Raw genomic sequence first — 18,298 nt, 5'->3', positions numbered from 1 at the left:
CCGGACCGGTGAGGGGGCGAACACCGCCTCGTGTCCCGAAGGGGGTCGGGGAGCGGGCAGTATAGAGACCGTGAGTCTCATTGATGTGCTTCCGGCCGAACCAGAACCCGACTCCCTCTTCGAGGCGTTCGCTTTGTGGGCCGAGGAGCGGGGCCTCACCCTCTACCCGCACCAGGAGGAGGCCCTCATCGAGGTCGTCTCCGGGTCGAACGTCATCCTCAACACGCCCACCGGCTCCGGCAAGAGCATGGTCGCCACCGGCGCCCTGTTCGCCGCCCTGGCCCGGGACGAGTGCGCGTTCTACACCGCGCCCATCAAGGCGCTGGTGTCGGAGAAGTTCTTCGACCTGTGCAAGATCTTCGGCACCGAGAACGTCGGCATGATGACCGGCGACGCCAGCGTCAACTCCGACGCCCCCATCGTGTGCTGCACGGCGGAAGTGCTCGCCCAGATCGCCCTGGCGGAGGGCGCCGACGCCGACATCAACACCGTCGTCATGGACGAGTTCCACTTCTACGCCGAGCCCGACCGCGGATGGGCCTGGCAGGTCCCCCTGCTGGAGATGCCCCAGGCGCAGTTCCTGCTGATGTCCGCCACCCTCGGGGACGTGAGCCGGTTCGAGGAGGACCTGGAGAAGCGCACCGGACGGTCGACCGCCGTGGTCGCCTCCGCCGAGCGCCCCGTCCCCCTCTACTACGACTACCGGACCACGCCGCTGCACGAGACCCTCGAGGAGCTTCTCGGCAACGGCGACGCCCCCGTGTACATCGTGCACTTCACCCAGGCGCAGGCCGTGGAACGCGCGCAGTCGCTGACCAGTATCAACATGTGCACCAAGGAGGAGAAGGCGAAGATCGCCGAGGAGATCGGCAACTTCCGCTTCACCACCAAGTTCGGGCGCAACCTGTCCAGGTACGTGCGGCACGGTATCGGCGTCCACCACGCCGGGATGCTGCCCAAGTACCGCCGCCTGGTCGAGCGGTTGGCCCAGGCGGGACTGCTCAAGGTCATCTGCGGCACCGACACCCTGGGGGTGGGCGTGAACGTGCCCATCCGCACCGTGCTGTTCACCGCGCTGAGCAAGTACGACGGTGTGCGGGTGCGCCGGCTCCGCGCGCGCGAGTTCCACCAGATCGCCGGGCGCGCCGGGCGAGCGGGCTTCGACACCGTCGGCAACGTGGTCGCCCAGGCCCCCGAATACGTGATCGAGAACGAGAAGGCGCTGGCCAAGGCCGGCGACGACACCAAGAAACGGCGCAAGGTGGTGCGCAAGAAGGCCCCCGAGGGGTTCGTCTCCTGGGACGAGGCCACCTTCCGCAAACTCATCGAGGCCGACCCCGAGCCGCTCAACTCGCGTTTCAGGGTGAGCAACGCGATGCTGCTGAGCGTGATCGCGCGGCCGGGCAACTGTTTCACCGCGATGAAGCACCTGCTCACCGAGAACCACGACGACCGCAGGACGCAGCGCCGCCACATCCACGAGGCGATCGCCATCTACCGGTCGCTGCTGGACGGCGGGATCGTGGAGACCCTGCCCGAGCCGGACGACCAGGGACGCACCGCGCGCCTCACCGTGGACCTGCAGGCCGACTTCGCGCTCAACCAGCCGCTGTCCACGTTCGCGCTGGCCGCCCTGGACCTGTTGGACGCGGAGTCCGCGACCTACCCGCTGGACGTGCTCACCGTGGTGGAGTCCACTCTGGACAACCCCCGCCAGATCCTCGGCGCCCAGCTCAACAAGGCCCGCGGCGAGGCCGTCCAGGAGATGAAGATGGACGGCATCGAGTACGACGAGCGCATGGAGCGGTTGGAGGAGGTCGACTACCCCAAGCCGTTGGAGGAGCTCCTCGACCACGCCTACGAGGTCTACCGGCGCGGCCACCCCTGGGTGGGCGACCACCCGCTCCAGCCCAAGACCGTCGCCCGCGACATGTACGAGCGCGCGATGAACTTCGTCGAGTACGTGGGCCACTACGAGCTGGCCCGTTCCGAGGGGCTGGTACTGCGCTACCTGGCCAGCGCCTACAAGGCGCTCAACCAGACGGTGCCGGACGACGCCAAGACCGAGGAGCTGCGGGACCTCATCGAGTGGCTGGGCGAACTGGTGCGCCAGGTCGACTCCAGCCTCCTGGACGAGTGGGAGCAGCTCACCAACCCCGAGGAGGAGGTCGAGGGCGAGACGGCGGAGACCGAGGAGAAGGTCCGCCCGGTCACCGCAAACGCCCGGGCCTTCCGTGTGCTGGTCCGCAACGAGATGTTCCGGCGGGTGGAGCTGGCCTCCCGGCGCCGCTACGGCGACCTGGGCAAGCTGTCCGAGGACGACGAGTGGACCGGTGAGGAGTGGGCCGAGGCCGTGGAGGCGTACTACGCCGAGCACGACGAGATCGGCACCGGACCGGACGCGCGCGGCCCGAAGATGCTCCTCATCGAGGAGGAGGACGACATCTGGCGGGTCCGCCAGATCCTCGCCGACCCGGCCGGGGACCACGACTGGGGCATCAGCGCCGAAGTCGACCTGGCCGCCTCCAACGCCGAGGGCCGCGCGGTGGTCCACGTGACGGACGTGAACCGGCTTTAGCCCGGGCTCCGTCCGCGCCCCCTGCCGGGGCGCGGACGGGTCCTGTCCGTGGCCGGGCGCTCAGCCGAGCAGGTGGGCGTTGACCTCGCGCACGGGTTCGGCGAGGTCGGGGCGCTCGACCACGGTCCGTCCGTCGGCGGCCAGGCGTTCGGCCCCGTCGCAGTCGACGAACAGGGCCGGTTCGCGCCAGGCCAGGACCACGCGCGGGATGGGTGTGGTGAGGATCAGGGCGCTGCAGGAGCGGGGGCGCGAGGAACGGGAACTGCACGGTTCCAGGGATGAGTACATCGTCGCCCCGGCCAGCCTCGGCTCGTCGAGGTCGATCCCGCGCAGCGCCACCTCCTCGGCGTGGTCGTGCGGGTCGTCGCGGCGTGAGTGGCCCTCGCCCAGCACGCGGCCGTCCTCGGCCACCACGACGGCGCCCACGGAGAAGGCCGTGTCCGAGGGCGGGCAGGAACGGGACAGCTCCACCGCGCGCTCCAGCCAGTACCGGTCGGCCTCCCCCGCCGCAGGGGCGGGACCGAGGGCCCGCTCCGCCGCCCCGGTCACCGCCGACCCTCCGTGGCCAGGCAGTACCTCAGGACGGCGATCCCATCCAGGGAGCGGGCCTCCACCAGGCGCATCGGCGCCTGGGGAGTGTAGGGGTAGGAGCCCGGCATGACGAAGCGCGGAGCGTCCTCCTCACCCACCAGGAACGGGGCGACCGCCAGCCGGAGCTCGTCGGCCAGTCCCGAGCCGAGGAACATCGTGTGGATGTGTCCGCCGCCCTCGACCAGCAGCCGGGTGACGCCCCGGTCGGCCAGGTCCGTCAGGATCGCCTCGGCGGTGGGCGGGTCTCCCGCGTCGACGACCTCGAGGGGCGGGTCGGCGTCGGGGCGCCCGGCCAGGGACCGGGTCGCGGTGGCCACTCCGGAGCCACCGGTGTAGACGACCGCGCCGGCGTCACCGGTGGAGAAGAAGCGCGCCCCGGGGTCCACGTCGCCGCCGCGGGTGACCACGGCCTTGAGCAGGTTCTCGGTGCGCCCCTGCTCGGCGCGGCGCTCGCGCAGGACCGGGGAGCGCACGAGGAGCCGGGGGTTGTCGGCGCGCAGGGTCCCCGCGCCGACCAGAATCGCGTCGCATCCGGCGCGCAGCTCGTCGATTTCGGTGAAGTCCGCCTCGTTGGACAGGCGGAGGCGTTCGGGGCTGGTGTCGTCGATACGACCGTCGATCGACATCGCGCAGCTCAGGATGGTGTAGGGACGGTCCATGCCTCCAGGTTAACGGGGTTCGTGCACGCGGGGTCCGAGGATGCACGCGTGGTGTGTCCCTCGCTGCGGGTGTCCTTTTCCCATGCTTCTCGGTGAAGGGGGAACGAATGTTCCAACCGCACCGCGCAGGATTTCCGCTGGCAGACGGTTCGTCAGCGAAATGGCACACCCTTTTTCCTATAAGGGCTCCGGAAGATTCGATGCCCGAGCGTTCGGACCGGCGCCCCGGTTCCCCTCCGGAACCCGGGGCGTCCGGGCCCCGACGGGAACGGAGGGGAGCGCCGGAACCGCCTTCCTTCGGGGGATCTCTGGGCTGCCAGCCCGCCGAAGACACGACACCGCCGAGTCGTTCCTCGCATAATGGACATTGGGTGTATAAGTGGTTGTCTACCCAAGGCAGTCGTAACACGCAGCGCGTACACCTTCCGGGTCGACCTCGGGCGACGATTTTTACCACCGGTGTCCCTGACCCGGTTAACAACCACGCCAAGGCGGAATACAATCCTTTGACGCGCCCCCGCGCGGGGGCCGTCCCACAATCCTGGGAGTCGACCGCACTTCCCCACCTCAGACAAGAGGACGGCGATGTCTCGTTTCACCTCCCCCGATTTCCTGAGGCAGGCGGGGGGCAAACACGTCAGGGCCAAACCCCCGCCGCCCGTCAACCTGGCCAGGGCCAGCATCACGCGACTCCACTCCTTCCACCTCAAGGGGAAGGACCACTTCGCCGTCGACCGTGAGCTGGCCACCCAGGCCGAGCGCACCGCCCCTGGTTTCGTCGACATCGTCCTGGGGGAACGCGCCTTCCTCCAACGTGCGGTACGGCACCTCGCCGCGGACCTGGGAATCCACCAGTTCCTCCAGGTCGGTGCGGGTATGCCCGCTCCAGGCGACCCGCACGAGATCGCCCACGAGAGCAACCCCGAGGCCCGCGTCGTCTACGCCAGCGACGACCCCGTGGTGCTCACCCACCACCTCGCCCTGATCCGCGACGGCCGCACCACCACCGCGGTGCACGGCGGTCTGGACGACGCGTCCGGTCTGCTGCACAACCCGGAGAGCCACCGCTTCCTCGACCTGGACCGACCGGTCGGGCTGCTGCTCACCGGAGTTGTCTCGCACACCACCGACGCGACCGCGGCAGCCCGGAGCATCGCGGCCCTACGCGACTCACTGGCACCCGGTAGCCACATGGTCCTCAGCCACTACTGCCGACCCGACCCCGCGCGGTACCCCAAGGACGCACTCCGGGCCGAACAACTCCAGCACCTGTTCACCGAGCGGCTCGGCCACGGGTACTGGCGGACCGAGAAGGAGATCTCCGCGTTCTTCGAAGGTTGGGAGTCCGTGCCCCCCGGCCTGCTCCAGGCCCAGAAGTGGCGGACTCTGCCGGTCGCTCCCCCCGTCTTCGGGAGCTACCAGATGCCGCACCGCAACCGTCAGCTCATCATCGGCGGTATGGGCCGGATCTGAACACACGACGCCCTCGTGCCCGCGTTGGAGCCCTCCAGGGGACTGGCAGCGGGTGAGGGCCTCCCCTGCCCGCCCAGGGACCCGCCGGGAACGACGAAGGCCCGCCGGATCTCTCCGACGGGCCCGCATCCACTGCTCCCGCGACTGGACTCGAACCAGTAACCTGCCGGTTAACAGCCGGCTGCTCTGCCGATTGAGCTACGCGGGATCGCGTCACTCCGGGGCCCTGCGGCCTCGGCGACATGAACAAGCCTAGCGCCTTTCCGGGGGTGCTCGCGACGTCTTTCCGCTCCGCGGCACACCCTGCTGCGCACATCACGCGGCCGGCCGCCGGGAGTGCGGGAGGGCCGGCACCGGGACCGCCGGGAACGACGAAGGCCCGCCGGATCTCTCCGACGGGCCCGCATCCACTGCTCCCGCGACTGGACTCGAACCAGTAACCTGCCGGTTAACAGCCGGCTGCTCTGCCGATTGAGCTACGCGGGATCGCGCGACTCCGAAGCCCTGCGGCTCCGGCGACATGAACAGACTAGCGCGCCTGGAGAGTGCTTGTGACCGGTGTCGGCCCGTGTGGCCCGAACCACGAAGGGGTAACGTCGGGGCACGGACCACGCCGACCGCAACCAAGGCCGTAAAGAGGGAGCCATGCGCTACCGGATCACGTTCGTCGCCGGACTCGCCATCGGATACGTCCTGGGCGCCAAGGCGGGCAGGGCCCGCTACGAGCAACTGTCCCGTACCGCCCGCAGGGTGGCGGACAGCCCCCTGGTCCAGGAGGTGGCCGGGGTAGTCGGCGCCCAGACCAGCAAGGCCGGCCGGGCCGTCTACGACAGGGCCGTGGAGAAGATGCCGATCACCTCCGTGCGCGACTTCCTCGCACGCCCCAGCGAGGAGGAGGCCGACCTCGTCGAGGCGGAAACCAGCCTGGCCAACGGGACCCGGCCCAGCCGGGACTCCGACGAGGGCCCCGGCGCCTGACGATGGCACTGTTCAGTCGGGACGTTCCCGAACAGGTGCGTTCCCGGCTGGAGCGGGGCGAACGCGTGCTCGCGCACGCATCCGTCGCCGCTCCCGCCGGGGACGGCGCCGTCCTCGTCGCGACCACCCGCGCCCTGTACCTGCCCGGTGGCCGGGCGGTGCCCTGGCAGGACATCGACCAGGCCCGTTGGAGCCCCGACACACTCACCTTCGTCGAAGAGGGCACCGGCGGGCACACCGTGCGGCTGCGGACCGAACTGACCGGCGACCCGGTGGACTACCGCCGGATGGCGGAAACGGTCTCCGAACGGGTCACCTCCACCATCCTGGTGAACCGCTTCGTCCCCTTCCCCCACACCGACTCCACCACCGGTTTCCGGCTCGTGGCCAGGCGCGCACCGCTGGGCACCGACATCGACTGGCGGGTACACCTGGGCGAGGGCCTGGACCCCCGGGACCCCCGACTGTCCGACGCCGTCTCCCGGGCACTGACCCTCCTGCGCGAGCAGATGGGCGTGTGAGCGGGTGTCGTCCGCGGGGGGCGTCCCCGCGGACGGCGCTCACCCCCGGGCACGCCCGCGGTCGCGCTCGGCCACCCCCCTGGCCAGGACCTCGGCCAGGTGCAGGGCCCTGCGCCCCGTCCCCTGCTCGATCTGGGTGCGGCAGCTGTAGCCGTCGGCGAGCACCAGGGTGCCGGGGTCCGCGGCGCGCACCCGGGGAAGCAGTTCACGTTCCCCGATCGCCTGGGACACCTCGTAGTGGCCCTCGGTGAAGCCGAAGTCCCCCGCCAGCCCGCAGCAGCCCGAGTCCAGCACCTCACCGTCGATCCCGGCACGGGAGATCAGGTCCCGATCCGCGTCGAAGCCCGTCACCGCGTGCTGGTGGCAGTGCACCTGCGCCAGTGCCGACGCGGGCACGCGCGGCGGCTGCCAGTCCGGGGCGTACTCCTCCAGGAAACCCGCGAAGGTGTGCACCGCCGCCGCCACACGCCGGCTCTCCTCCCCCGGCAGGAGCTCCACCAGGTCGTGTTTGAGCGCCGCCGTACAGCTCGGCTCCAGACCCACCACGGGCAGCCCCTGGGACACCAGGGGCGCCAGGGAGGCCACCGCACGGCGCATCACCGCACGGGCCACGTCCAACTGGCCCGTGGAGACCCACGTGAGCCCGCAGCAGACCTGCCCCTTGGGCAGCACCACGGAGAACCCGGCGTCCTCCAGCACCTGCACGGCGGAGGCGAGGACGTTCGGGTTGAGCAGGTTGCCGAACGTGTCCGGCCACAGCACCACCTTGGGGCCACCGACGCGCCCCTCACCTCGGGCCTGGCGGCGCTGGAAGGCCCGGGTGAACGTGGTGCGGGCAAAGGCCGGGAGATCGCGCTGGGCGGCCACCCCGGCCATCCGCTTGGCCAGGGAGGACACGCCGGGCAGGCGGACCACCCGGTTGGCCTCCACCGGCGCCACCGAGGCCAGGCGGGCCAGGACCGGCAGCCAGCCCATCGAGTAGTGCGCGGCCGGGCGCACCCGGCCCCTGTAGTGCTGGTGCAGGAACTCGGCCTTGTAGGAGGCCATGTCCACGTTGACCGGACAGTCGCTCAGGCAGCCCTTACAGGACAGGCACAGGTCCAGCGACTCCCGGACCTCCTCCGAACGCCACCCGTCGGTGATCACCTCCCCGTTGGCCATCTCGAACAGCAGGTGGGCACGGCCGCGTGTGGAGTGCTTCTCCTCCTGGGTCACCTGGTAACTGGGGCACATCACGCCGGGGCCGCTCTGGCGGCGGCACTTGCCCACACCGGAGCAGCGGCGCAGGGCCTTGGCGAAATCACCGTCGTCCTCGCCGTAGGCCAGGGTGGCCTCGGAGAGCAGGGGGAGTTCGGGCCGCACGTCGGCGGCCACCCGGATGTCGGCGTCCAGCGGCAGCGGGTCGACGATGATGCCCGGGTTCATCAGGTTCTCGGGGTCCCAGACCCGCTTGAACTCACCGAAGGCACGGATGAGGCCTTCGGGGTACATACGGCTGAGGAGTTCGGACCGGGCCTGTCCGTCACCGTGTTCACCGGAGAGCGAACCGCCGTGCCGGACCACGATCTCGGCGGCCTCCTCCATGAAGGCGCGGTACTCGCGGCGACCGCTCCGGTGGGTGAGCTCGAAATCGATGCGCACGTGCAGGCAGCCGTCGCCGAAGTGGCCGTACACCGCCCCGTAGCGGCCGTGGCGGGCCATCAGGTCCTCGAAGTCGCGCAGGTAGGCGCCGAGGTTCTCCGGCGGCACCGAGGCGTCCTCCCACCCCGACCACGCCTCGGCCCCGGTCGGGGTGCGGGAGGTGAGCCCGGCACCCTCCTCGCGGATACGCCAGAGCGCCTTCTGGTGGGCCGGGTCGGTGACCACGGCGGCGTCGCGGGGGCGGCTGGTCCCGTCCAGGGAGTCGAGCATCGTCTGGGCCGCGGCTGCGGCCTGCTCGGCGTCGCCGCCCGCGATCTCCACCAACAGCCAGGCGTGGCCGAGCGGCAGGGGCACCCGGGATTTCGAACCGTTCCGGTCCAGGGCGGCGACGATGCGGTCGTTGAGCCCCTCGACCGTGAGCGGGGAGTGCCCGAGGATGCCGGGGACGGCGTCGGCGGCGGCCGGGGCGTCCTCGTAGCCCAGGACGGCCAGGGCACGGGCCGGCGGCGACTCGACCAGGCGCACGGTGGCGCCCAGGACCATGGCGCAGGTGCCCTCGGTCCCCACCAGGGAGGCAGCGACGTCGCGTCCCTTCTCCGGGAGCAGGCGGTCCAGGGCATAGCCGGAAACGCGGCGCCGGAAATCGGGCATGGCGGTGCGCATCTCGGAACGGTGGGCCTCCACGAGGCGGCCCAGTGCGGCGTGGATCCGCCCCTCGCGGCCGGGGCGGGCGGCCAGTTCCGCGAACTCCTCCGCGGTGTGCCCGGACCCGACGGTGATCCGGGTCCCGTCGGAGAGCAGCAGGTCCAGTTCGACGATGTTGTCGGCGGTGGTGCCCCAGGCGACCGAGTGGGAGCCGCAGGCGTTGTTGCCGATCATGCCGCCGATGGTGCACCGGCTGTGGGTGGAGGGGTCCGGGGCGAAGGTGAGCCCGTGTTCGGCGGTGACCGCGCGCAGCTCGTCGAGGATGACTCCGGGCTGGACTCTGGCAGTACGGGCCTCGGGGTCGACGGCCTCGATGGTGCGCAGATGGCGTGAGGTGTCGATGACCACGCCGGTACCGATGGAGTTTCCGGCGATGGAGGTGCCGCCGCCGCGGGGGATGATCGGCACCCCGTGCGCGGCGCAGGCGCGGACGGCGGCGACGCAGTCGTCGATGGTTTCGGGGACGACCACCGCGAGCGGGACCCGACGGTAGTTGGAGGCGTCGGAGGTGTAGAGGGCGAGCGTGCCCGCGTCCAGGGCGACGGTCCCCTGGACGCCGTCCTCCAGGTCCCTGCGGAGCGCGGTCAGGTCCGGGTGTGCGGTGGTGCTGTGCGGGTCGGCCATGCCCACAGCGTGTCGCGGGCGGCGGCGGCGTGGCAACCACGGCACGCGGCTCGGCCCGCCGGGCTGCGGCTCCGGTGCCCGGGCGGGGCCGAAGATCACTCCAGGGAGTCGTGCACGGCCCGGACCAGGACGCCGTCGGGGTCCATGTCGAGGCTCCAGACCATCATCCCGGCCAGGCCGTGGTCCCGGACGTACCGGCCCTTGATCCCGATCACGTCGGGGTTGTCGTAGGTCCACCACTGGTCGCCGTCGTAGATCCAGTAGGCGCCCGCCTCCTCGTCCAGGTAGCGGCATCCCTCCGTCTCCTCGAGGTCGTTGAAGGCCCGAGTGGGGCCGTCGTAGTCGTCCTCGGCGGGGGCGGCGGCCTCCTGGTGGCGGCCCGCCTCCTCGGCGGGGACGCCCCGCCAGCCGCGGCCAAAGGCCGGAACGCCCATGACGATCTGTCCGGGCTCGGCCCCCAGGTCCAGGTAGCGCCGGACCGCCTGGTCCACGCTGTTGGCGTCCTCGTCGTAGGCGGGGACGCGGAGGTTGGAGTGGTGGGCGGTGCGCTCGCTCCAGGGTCCGGCGAAGTCGTACCCCTGCACGGTGGCGAAGTCGACGTGGTCGAAGACCTCCGCCTCGTAGGCCTCGCTGTGCGCGGCTCCCCCGGGCAGGGAGACGGACAGGACGTAGTCCCGTTCGGTCTCCCGGGAGAGCTCGTCGAGCTGGCGGCGGAACTCGGCGACCAGCAGGGTGAAGTTGCGGGGGTCGTCGGGGTGCTCCACGTTGTCGGAGTTGCCCCGACCGCCCGGCCACTCCCAGTCCAGGTCGATGCCGTCGAAGACGCCCGCGCCCGCCCCCGCTCCGCCCTGGGGCTCCCCGGCACGGACCGGAAGGTCGCCGCGCAGCCACAGGTCCAGGCAGGAGGCCACGAAGGCCTGACGGGACTCCTCGGTGCGGGCCGCGGTGGAGAAGTTCACCGACCAGTTCCAGCCGCCCAGGGACAGGCTGGCCCCCAGGTCGGGGTACTGCGCGCGGAGCTGGCGCAGCTGGTTGAGGCTGCCCGCCAGTTCCTGCTCGTACTCGTCGGCCTCCCCGCTGACGCTCTCGTCGGCGTCGTAGCGGCGCTGGTACAGCTCCCAGGGCTGGTCGTGGCTGTCCTGCGGGATGTGGCACAGGCCGTCCCGGTCGATGTCGCCGAAGGCCCACATGATCCTGGTGAGGTGCTCGGGGGCACCGCTTGCGCGCAGTTCGTTCACGGTGTAGCCGCGGTTGGCCACGTTCCAGTCGGCGAAGTAGCCGATCCGTTCCGGTTCGCGTTGGTTCACGAGCACGAGGGTGCCCACGAGCAGTGTCGCTGCGGCGGCGGCCGCGCCCAGTACCAGCAGTGGACGCCGCCCGACGGCTGTCCTGGGCCTCGGCTGGGGCGGGGTGGCGTTCACACCTCGACCGTAGGGGTACCGCGGGGGCCGGACGGGCCATTCGGCCAGATGAGGCCGTTCTCGCAGGTGTGGGAACCCGGAGGTCCTCCCGGACGTTGTAGACGACCCGCCTGGTCCGGGCCCCGGTCAGCTGCTGCGCAGAAAGTCCCTCAGAGTGCCCGCCCGCGAGGGGTGGCGGAGCTTGGCGAGGGTTTTCGCCTCGATCTGACGGATCCGTTCCCGCGTCACACCGAACTCCCTGCCCACCTCCTCCAGGGTGCGCGGGCGGCCGTCGGCCAGACCGAACCGCAACCGGATGATGCGCTGTTCGCGTTCGGAGAGGTCGCCCAGGAGCACCCGCAGTTGTTCCTGGAGAATCGTGAAGGCGGCCGCCTCCGCCGGTGCCACCGCGTCGGAGTCCTCGATGAAGTCGCCGAAGTCCGACTCCTCCTCCCCGATGGGTGCCTGGAGGGACACGGGTTCGCGGGCGATGCGCTGGATCTCCAGGACACGCTCCCCGCCGAACCCGGCGGCCGAGGAGATCTCGGCGACGCTGGGTTCCCGGCCCAACTGCTGGTGGAGCTGGTGCTGGACCCGGAGGAGCTTCTGGATGTTCTCGACCATGTGCACCGGGACGCGGATGGTGCGGGCCTGGTCGGCGATGGCCCTGGTGATCGCCTGGCGGATCCACCACGTGGCGTACGTGGAGAACTTGAAGCCCTTGGCGTAGTCGAACTTCTCCACCGCGCGGATCAGACCGAGGTTGCCCTCCTGGATCAGGTCCAGGAACAGCAGTCCCCGCCCCAGGTAGCGTTTGGCGATCGACACGACCAGGCGCAGGTTGGCCTCGATGAGGCGCCGTTTGGCGCGTCTGCCCTCGTCCACCAGTTCGGCGAGCTCGTCCGCGGCGCACACCCCCGGTTCGGGTTCGCGGCGCTGCGCGTACAATCCCGCCTCGACCGCCTTGGCCAGGTCCACCTCCTCCTGCGCGCTGAGTAAGGGAACCCTGCCGATCTCGCGCAGGTACAGGCGGACCAGGTCGGAACCCGAGCGGCGGCCCGGGTCCGCGGGGACCGCCTCCTCGGGGTCGGCCACGTCGACGCCGGCGCGGGCGAGGCCGGTGATCATCCGGTCCAGGGAATCGGGGGGCGCGTCCAGGCGCTCCAACGCCGACGCGACCTCCCTGCGACTGACCGTTCCCCGACCCGCTTCAGGTAGTAGTCGGACCACCTGACGGACAGGCGGCATTTCGTTGGTCACAACAGTGGGAGCCACCACTACATTGTGCCCATAAAACTACCCGGGGAGGGAGAACTACTATTGTCACCCCAGTGCTACACGCCACCGCCCCCGGACTCCTGAAGAGCCCGTTTCTGCTGGCCAAGACGCATGAGTTCGACGAAGACCCGGTTGTACTCCTCCGGCTGGGCGGCCTGGTCGATCCGGTGGAGCTCGGATTTGAGGTTTGCCTCCCGCCGGTTGATGGAATGAGTTCTGATTGTGCTCAGCATTTGCTGGGCGAAATGCTCATCGAGTTCTCCATAGAACTCGATCTCTTCTACACCCAGGCGCGTGACAAAATCACGTTGTGCGTCATTCGGGGCCGAGTCACGCAGGATGAGAGCCCAGGTTTCCGGATTCTGCACCCCCGAGATCCCGCCCTGTTCCTGGATGAGCCGGAACACGGCCCGGTGCTGGGGGACGGTGAAGTCCTCCTCGCTGAGTGTGTCGAAGCCGTGGGCCAGGTTCGGGTGTTTGACCGCGACCTTGAGGGCCTGGCGCTCCCGCTGCACGGAGGGGTCCCGGAGGTCGTAGGGGGCCGAGCGGGCGTCCGGGGTGGGCACCGGCGGGGCCTTCGCGGAGCCGCCGCGCGCGCGTCCGCGACCCATGTGCTGGCGGACGCGGCGCAGCACGAAGGACTCGTCCATCAGTCCCAGCCAGCGGTCCAGGTTCTTGCCGTAGGTCAGGCGCACGCCCTCGTCCCGGATGCTGGCGATCACCGGTGCCGCGGCGTCCAGGGCGGCGATGCGGCCCTCGGCGCTGGACAGGTCGTAGCCCTCGACGATGTTGCGGATCATGAACTCGTACAGCGGACTGGCACCGTCGACCAGGTCGGCAACGGCCTGTGGCCCGTGCTGCAGCCGCAGGTCGCAGGGGTCGAGCCCGTCCGGTTGGACGGCGACGAAGGTCTCGGAGGTGAAGCCGTGCTCCTCGGCGAAGGCGCGCACAGCGGCCTTCTGCCCGGCCTTGTCGCCGTCGAAGGTGAACACGACCCTGCTGCCGTGGTTGGAGCGGCCCAGCAGCATCCGGCGCAGGATCTTCAGGTGGTCCTCGCCGAAGGAGGTGCCGCAGGTGGCGACCGCCGTGGTGACACCCGCCTCGTGGCAGGCCATCACGTCGGTGTAGCCCTCGACGATGACCGCCTTGCCCTGCCGTGAGATCTCCCTTTTGGCCAGGTCCAGCCCGTAGAGCAGGCGCCCCTTGTGGAAGATCGGGCTCTCGGGGGAGTTGAGGTACTTGGGCCCGTCCTCGGCCGGGTCGAGCTTGCGCGCGCCGAACCCGACGACCTCCCCGGTGACCTCGCGTACCGGCCAGAGCAGCCGGTTGCGGAACCGGTCGTAGGCGCCGCGCCGCCCCTGGCTGGCCAGTCCGCCCTCGATGATCTCGGCGTCGGTGAACCCCTTGGCGCGCAGGTGGTCGGTGAGGTTCTGCCAGCCCGCGGGGGCGAAGCCCAGCCCGAAGTGCTCGGCGTGGACGCGATTGAAGCCGCGTTCGTCCAGGAACCGGCGTGCGGTGACCGCCCCGGGGGCCAGGAGCTGTTCGGAGTAGAACTCGGCGGCGGTGCGGTGGGCGTCAAGCAGCCGCTGGCGCTTGCCCTCGTCCCGCCGGGAGGTGCTGCGTCCGCCCTCCTCGTACCGGAGCACGATCCCGGTCTGCCGCGCCAGCGACTCGACCGCCTCGGCGAAGCTGAGGCTGTCGATCTGCTGCACGAAGGAGATGACGTCCCCGCCCTCTCCGCAGCCGAAGCAGTTCCCGGTGAGGATGTTGTCCTCGAGAACGAAGGCGTGGCCCTCGTCAACGACGGCGCAGAAGACCTCCTCGAAGCGGTCGGTCTCCTCCACCGAGCGTACCGTCCAGCACCGCCGGGCGAATTTCTTCTCCGCGCCGATGAAGCGCAGGCGGTGGTCGTCATGCAGGAAGAACTCGTCCGTCAGGTCCTCGTTGACGAAGTGCACCCTGAAGAGCGAGGAGGGCTCACGCCCGGGAAAGCCCTCACGCACCTGTTCCGTGATCCCGTAGGTGCCGATCCCGAGCCGGGTCGCGACCATGCGGACGTGTTCCAGCACGGAACGATCGGCACAGTTGAGCAGGACCGTCCCGTCCTTGGAGACGTGGCCGTCGGCGGCGAGATATCCGGCGAGCCAGCCGTAGAGGTAGGAGTGGGACTCGTCCAGGGACGGCAGGTCCTTGAAGAATCCGGGCAGGTGGTGGACGAGGATCTGACGACCGTGCCGGCTGGTCTCACTGTTGGGGAACCACTTGAGCAGGCCGGGGTCCTTCTCGGTGTCCAGCTCCGCCATGCTGCCTCGTCCGAGCCGTGTGCCGTCGCCGAAGGTGATGCCGTGCGCGATCCCGAACGGCGAGGGCGTGGTCCTGGTGACCTTCTTGGGCGGGAAGACGTAGGCGAGGCGGTGCTCGGGACGCAGCTCCTCGGTGGTGACCTCGCGCACCTTCGAACGGTCCTTGCCCGCCTGCACGAACCATCGGTGTTCGGGGGTCGCGTGGATCTCCTTGCGCTGACCGTTACGGCTCAGCGTCAGACGCATCAGCCGCTGCTCACCAAAGGAGTAGAAGGGCGCCTCCACCCAGGTGGCGCTTCTCGTGAGGATCGTGTGTCTGCCCCCGGCCAGATCACGGATGGGCCTGACCCCGTCGCGGGTCAGAACGCGCGTCTCCCCGGCCAGGCAGTAGTAGAGGTTTTTGGCCGGGGTGACGTTGAAGGAGGGGGACTTCTCGTCGTGGAAGGGACACAACCCCTTGAGCGAGCCGCCTCCGGCGTTGCGCAACTGGAGGTACTCGCCGATCACGTCAGCGATGGGGGTGCGCTCGCGTACGAGGGCGATGTCTTCGTCTTTGATCCGGCCTGCCACGGTTTCCAGCCTAGTTCTCTTCGTGGGCCCTCCGGCCACCGCCCACAGGCCGGGTTTCCCCGGTACGCCATCCGCCGGACACCCGGGCGTCGGCTGCGCGCCGGGACCGGATGCCACCGTGGAGGCCCGTTCCTTCCCCCCAGGAGGTTCCTTCCGGTGCGAGACCGCCCCCCGGCCCACGACCCCGCCCGAAGACGGGTCCTGCTGATCGGCGTGCCGGTGATCATCGCCCTGGTCGCGGTACTCGGCGCGGTCGTGGTGGACCGGTTCGGCGGGGCCGGGGATCCGGTGCCGGTCTCGGGGGTCGTGGGGTCGGAGAAGGTCGCTCTCTTCGAGGACGAGCGGGTGCGTGAGCGGTTCGCCGAGCTGGGGTACGACGTGCGGGTGCGGCCGCGCGGTTCACGGTTGCTGGCCGAGGGCGCCGACGGATCGGACTTCGTCTCCCCCGGTTCGGCGCCCGCCTCCGAGCACGTGCGGGAGCTCCACGGGGTCACCACCGAGTACCAGCCCTTCAGCACACCGATGGTGCTGCTCAGCCACGAACCCGTGGCGGCCGCGTTGGCGGAGGCCGGGGTCGCCTCCCGGGCGGAGGACGGCACGTGGTCCTTCGACATGGCCGCCTACCTGGAGCTGGCCGGGGAGCGGACCCGCTGGCGGGACCTGCCCGGCGGCTCGGTGAGCTCCGCCAACCGCAACGAGGTGCTGGTACGCACCACAGATCCGCGCACCTCGAACTCGGCCGCGATGTACGTGGCCGTCCTGTCCTACCTGCTCAACGGGGAGGAGGTCGTGCCGCCCGGGCCCGTGGACCGGGGGCTGACCGACACCCTGTCCCGGCTGTTCCTGGCCCAGGGCCAACCACCCGAGTCCTCACAGCAGCCCTTCGAGCAGTACCGGGACCTGGGTGCCGGGCACACCCCGCTGCTGTGGGCCTACGAGTCGCAGTACGTGCACGCTGCGGTGGCGGGCCCGCCACCGCCCGAGGGGGCCGTGCTGATGTATCCGGAGCCGACCGTGTACTCCACGCACACGGTGGTGCCGTTCAGCACGGCCGGGGACGCGGTGGGTCGCCTGCTCACCGAGGACCCCGAACTCCGTGAACTGGCGGCCGGGCACGGCTACCGCACCGACGACACCGAGCACCTGCGCGACCTGGTCGACGAACACGGCCTGCCCGTGCGCCTGCGGGTCGACGACGTGGTGCACTCCCCCACCTACGAGGCCCTGGAGGCTCTGCTGAACGGCATCGAGGTTTCCTACGAGAGCACGGGCCTGGGCCCGGCCGTGGCGGAGGACAGTCGTCTCGGACAGCGGGACGGGGGTGGCCCCAGGTGAGGTCCCGGATGTGGGGCGCGGCCCTGGCGGCCCTGCTGCTGGCCTCGGCGTGTACCGCGCAGGACGGTCCGGGTGAGGGGGCACGCACGCTACGGGTGCTGGCCGGGAGTGAGCTCGCCGACATGGAGGAGGTGCTGGCCGCCTCCGCGGAGCGGACCGGGGTACGGCTGGAGCTGGAGTACACGGGCACCCTGGACGGGACCGAACGGATCGCGGCGGCCGGGGCGGACGGGGTGACCGCGGAGGACGGGGAGGCCTTCGACGCGGTGTGGTTCCCCTCCAACCGGTACCTGCACCTGGTGGACCAGGAGCGTTCCCTGGTGCACGCCGAGACCTCGGTGATGGTGTCCCCGGTGGTGTTCGGCGTGGTGGAGTCGCGTGCCGAGGAGATGGGCTGGACCGACGGCGGCCGGAGCACCGAGGTGACCGGACTGACCTGGGAGGACGTGACCCGGGCGGTGTCCGAGGAGGGGCTGACGTACGGGATGTCCAACCCGTCCGCGTCCAACTCGGGCTTCTCCGCACTGGTCGGGGCGGCCTCGGCGATGGCAGACACGGGTGCGGCGCTGGAGGCCGGTGACGTGGAGCGGGTCGGCCCGGAACTGGCGGAGTTCTTCTCCGGTCAGGAGCTGACTTCGGGCTCCTCCGGCTGGTTGATGGAGGAGTTCGTCCGCCGCCGGGGACGTGAGGGCACGGTGCCGGTGGACGGCGTGGTCAACTACGAGTCGGTGCTGTTGTCGCACGACTCCTCCGGTGGGGACGAGCCCCTGGTGCTGGTGTATCCGGAGGACGGCGTGGTGACCGCCGACTACCCGCTGACCCTGCTCTCGGGCGCCTCGGAGGAGACCGCGGCGGCTTACGAGGAGGTCGTCGCGGACCTGTTGGGGACGCAGGCCCAGAGCGAGATCACGGAACTCACCTCCCGGCGGCCTGTCTCCTCCGAAGTGTCCGCCCCGGGGTTCCCCGACCTGGTGGAACTGCCGTTCCCGGCGCACCGCGAGGTGGTCGACGACCTGGTCGCCGCGTACTTCGCGGAGCTGCGCCGCCCCTCCCGGACGGTGTACGTGCTGGACGTGTCGGGGTCGATGGCGGGGCCGCGGATCGAGGACCTGCGGACGGCGCTGGTGGCGCTGACCGGTGGGGAGGAGGGCGCCCTTTCCGAGCGTTCGCAGGCCTTCCAGGACCGCGAGGAGGTGACGTTGCTGCCGTTCTCCGACCAACCGGCCGAACCCAGCACCTTCGCCCTGGAACCGGGCTCCTCGGAGACGGCCCGGGCCGCCCTGGCCGCCGAGGTGACGGCGTTGGAGGCCGACGGGGACACGGCCGCCTACGACGCGGTGGGGCGGGCGTTCTCGCTGTTGGCGGAGGGCTGGGACGAGGAGCACCTGATGTCGGTGGTGCTGATGACCGACGGCGAGGTGAACCGGGGTTCCAGCCTGGAGGAGCTGGTGGGCGAACTCGCCGACCTGCCTCCGGAGGTGGCGGCGGTGCCGGTGTTCCCGGTGCTGTTCGGGGAGGGCGACACCGCGGAGATGGAGACCCTGGCCCTGGTGACGGGCGGCCGGGTCTTCGATGCGCGGCAGATGGACCTGGAGCGGGCGTTCCGGGAGATCCGCGGATACCAGTGACCTCCCGCGCCGGT

The 18,298-nt window shown here is 70.5% G+C and carries 12 protein-coding genes and 2 tRNA genes; 6 read left to right on the top strand and 8 right to left on the bottom strand.

Features of this window, described 5'->3' with window-relative positions; translation table 11 throughout:
- Positions 1-85: 85 nt before the first annotated feature.
- Entirely contained in the window at positions 86-2,578 is a 2,493-nt protein-coding gene (locus ACUKCB_RS01965; protein WP_473040888.1) for a DEAD/DEAH box helicase, read from the top strand.
- Positions 2,579-2,638: 60 nt separating this feature from the next.
- On the opposite strand, the gene ACUKCB_RS01960 is transcribed toward ACUKCB_RS01965, so the two are convergent.
- Positions 2,639-3,127: a cytidine/deoxycytidylate deaminase family protein gene (locus tag ACUKCB_RS01960; protein ID WP_473038733.1), complete on the bottom strand. Its 489-nt coding sequence runs from the start codon at positions 3,125-3,127 to the stop codon at positions 2,639-2,641.
- Positions 3,124-3,828, bottom strand: a complete 705-nt coding sequence (locus ACUKCB_RS01955; protein ID WP_473038732.1) for a RibD family protein — start codon at positions 3,826-3,828, stop codon at positions 3,124-3,126. Before ACUKCB_RS01955 ends, ACUKCB_RS01960 begins: the two co-directional genes overlap by 4 nt.
- Before the next feature lie 585 nt (positions 3,829-4,413).
- Here ACUKCB_RS01955 and ACUKCB_RS01950 point away from each other — a divergent pair.
- On the top strand, positions 4,414-5,301 hold the full coding sequence (locus tag ACUKCB_RS01950) for an SAM-dependent methyltransferase (protein WP_473038731.1): 888 nt from the start codon (positions 4,414-4,416) through the stop codon (positions 5,299-5,301).
- A gap of 135 nt (positions 5,302-5,436) precedes the next feature.
- On the opposite strand, the gene ACUKCB_RS01945 is transcribed toward ACUKCB_RS01950, so the two are convergent.
- Positions 5,437-5,509 (bottom strand) — tRNA-Asn (locus ACUKCB_RS01945).
- A 205-nt stretch (positions 5,510-5,714) separates the two neighbouring features.
- Positions 5,715-5,787 (bottom strand) — tRNA-Asn (locus tag ACUKCB_RS01940).
- Between the two features lie 159 nt (positions 5,788-5,946).
- On the opposite strand from ACUKCB_RS01940, the gene ACUKCB_RS01935 reads away from it, so the two are divergent.
- Together ACUKCB_RS01935 and ACUKCB_RS01930 are read left to right on the top strand one after the other, a co-directional pair.
- Positions 5,947-6,279 (top strand): hypothetical protein, encoded by a 333-nt coding sequence (locus ACUKCB_RS01935; RefSeq protein ID WP_473038730.1) that lies wholly within the window; start codon positions 5,947-5,949, stop codon positions 6,277-6,279.
- 2 nt (positions 6,280-6,281) lie between these two features.
- Positions 6,282-6,800, top strand: coding sequence for a hypothetical protein (locus tag ACUKCB_RS01930; RefSeq protein WP_473038729.1), 519 nt, complete (start codon positions 6,282-6,284; stop codon positions 6,798-6,800).
- A 39-nt stretch (positions 6,801-6,839) separates the two neighbouring features.
- On the opposite strand, the gene ACUKCB_RS01925 is transcribed toward ACUKCB_RS01930, so the two are convergent.
- The 4 genes from ACUKCB_RS01925 to dnaG form a co-directional block, all read right to left on the bottom strand.
- Positions 6,840-9,770 (bottom strand): FAD-binding and (Fe-S)-binding domain-containing protein, encoded by a 2,931-nt coding sequence (locus ACUKCB_RS01925; protein WP_473038728.1) that lies wholly within the window; start codon positions 9,768-9,770, stop codon positions 6,840-6,842.
- 95 nt (positions 9,771-9,865) lie between these two features.
- Positions 9,866-11,191, bottom strand: a complete 1,326-nt coding sequence (locus ACUKCB_RS01920) for a glycoside hydrolase family 18 protein (RefSeq protein ID WP_473038727.1) — start codon at positions 11,189-11,191, stop codon at positions 9,866-9,868.
- Positions 11,192-11,317: 126 nt separating this feature from the next.
- Positions 11,318-12,418, bottom strand: a complete 1,101-nt coding sequence (gene rpoD / locus ACUKCB_RS01915; protein ID WP_473040887.1) for an RNA polymerase sigma factor RpoD — start codon at positions 12,416-12,418, stop codon at positions 11,318-11,320.
- 86 nt (positions 12,419-12,504) lie between these two features.
- Entirely contained in the window at positions 12,505-15,321 is a 2,817-nt protein-coding gene (gene dnaG / locus ACUKCB_RS01910; protein WP_473038726.1) for a DNA primase, read from the bottom strand.
- 156 nt (positions 15,322-15,477) lie between these two features.
- On the opposite strand from dnaG, the gene ACUKCB_RS01905 reads away from it, so the two are divergent.
- Both ACUKCB_RS01905 and ACUKCB_RS01900 read left to right on the top strand, forming a co-directional pair.
- Positions 15,478-16,656, top strand: coding sequence for a hypothetical protein (locus ACUKCB_RS01905; RefSeq protein ID WP_473038725.1), 1,179 nt, complete (start codon positions 15,478-15,480; stop codon positions 16,654-16,656).
- Between the two features lie 8 nt (positions 16,657-16,664).
- Complete coding sequence (locus ACUKCB_RS01900) at positions 16,665-18,284, top strand: vWA domain-containing protein (RefSeq protein ID WP_473040886.1); 1,620 nt, start codon at positions 16,665-16,667, stop codon at positions 18,282-18,284.
- Positions 18,285-18,298: the final 14 nt, after the last annotated feature.

The sequence above is a fragment of the Nocardiopsis moroccensis genome, from assembly GCF_055763695.1.
This window is presented reverse-complemented; position numbering and strand designations above follow the sequence as displayed.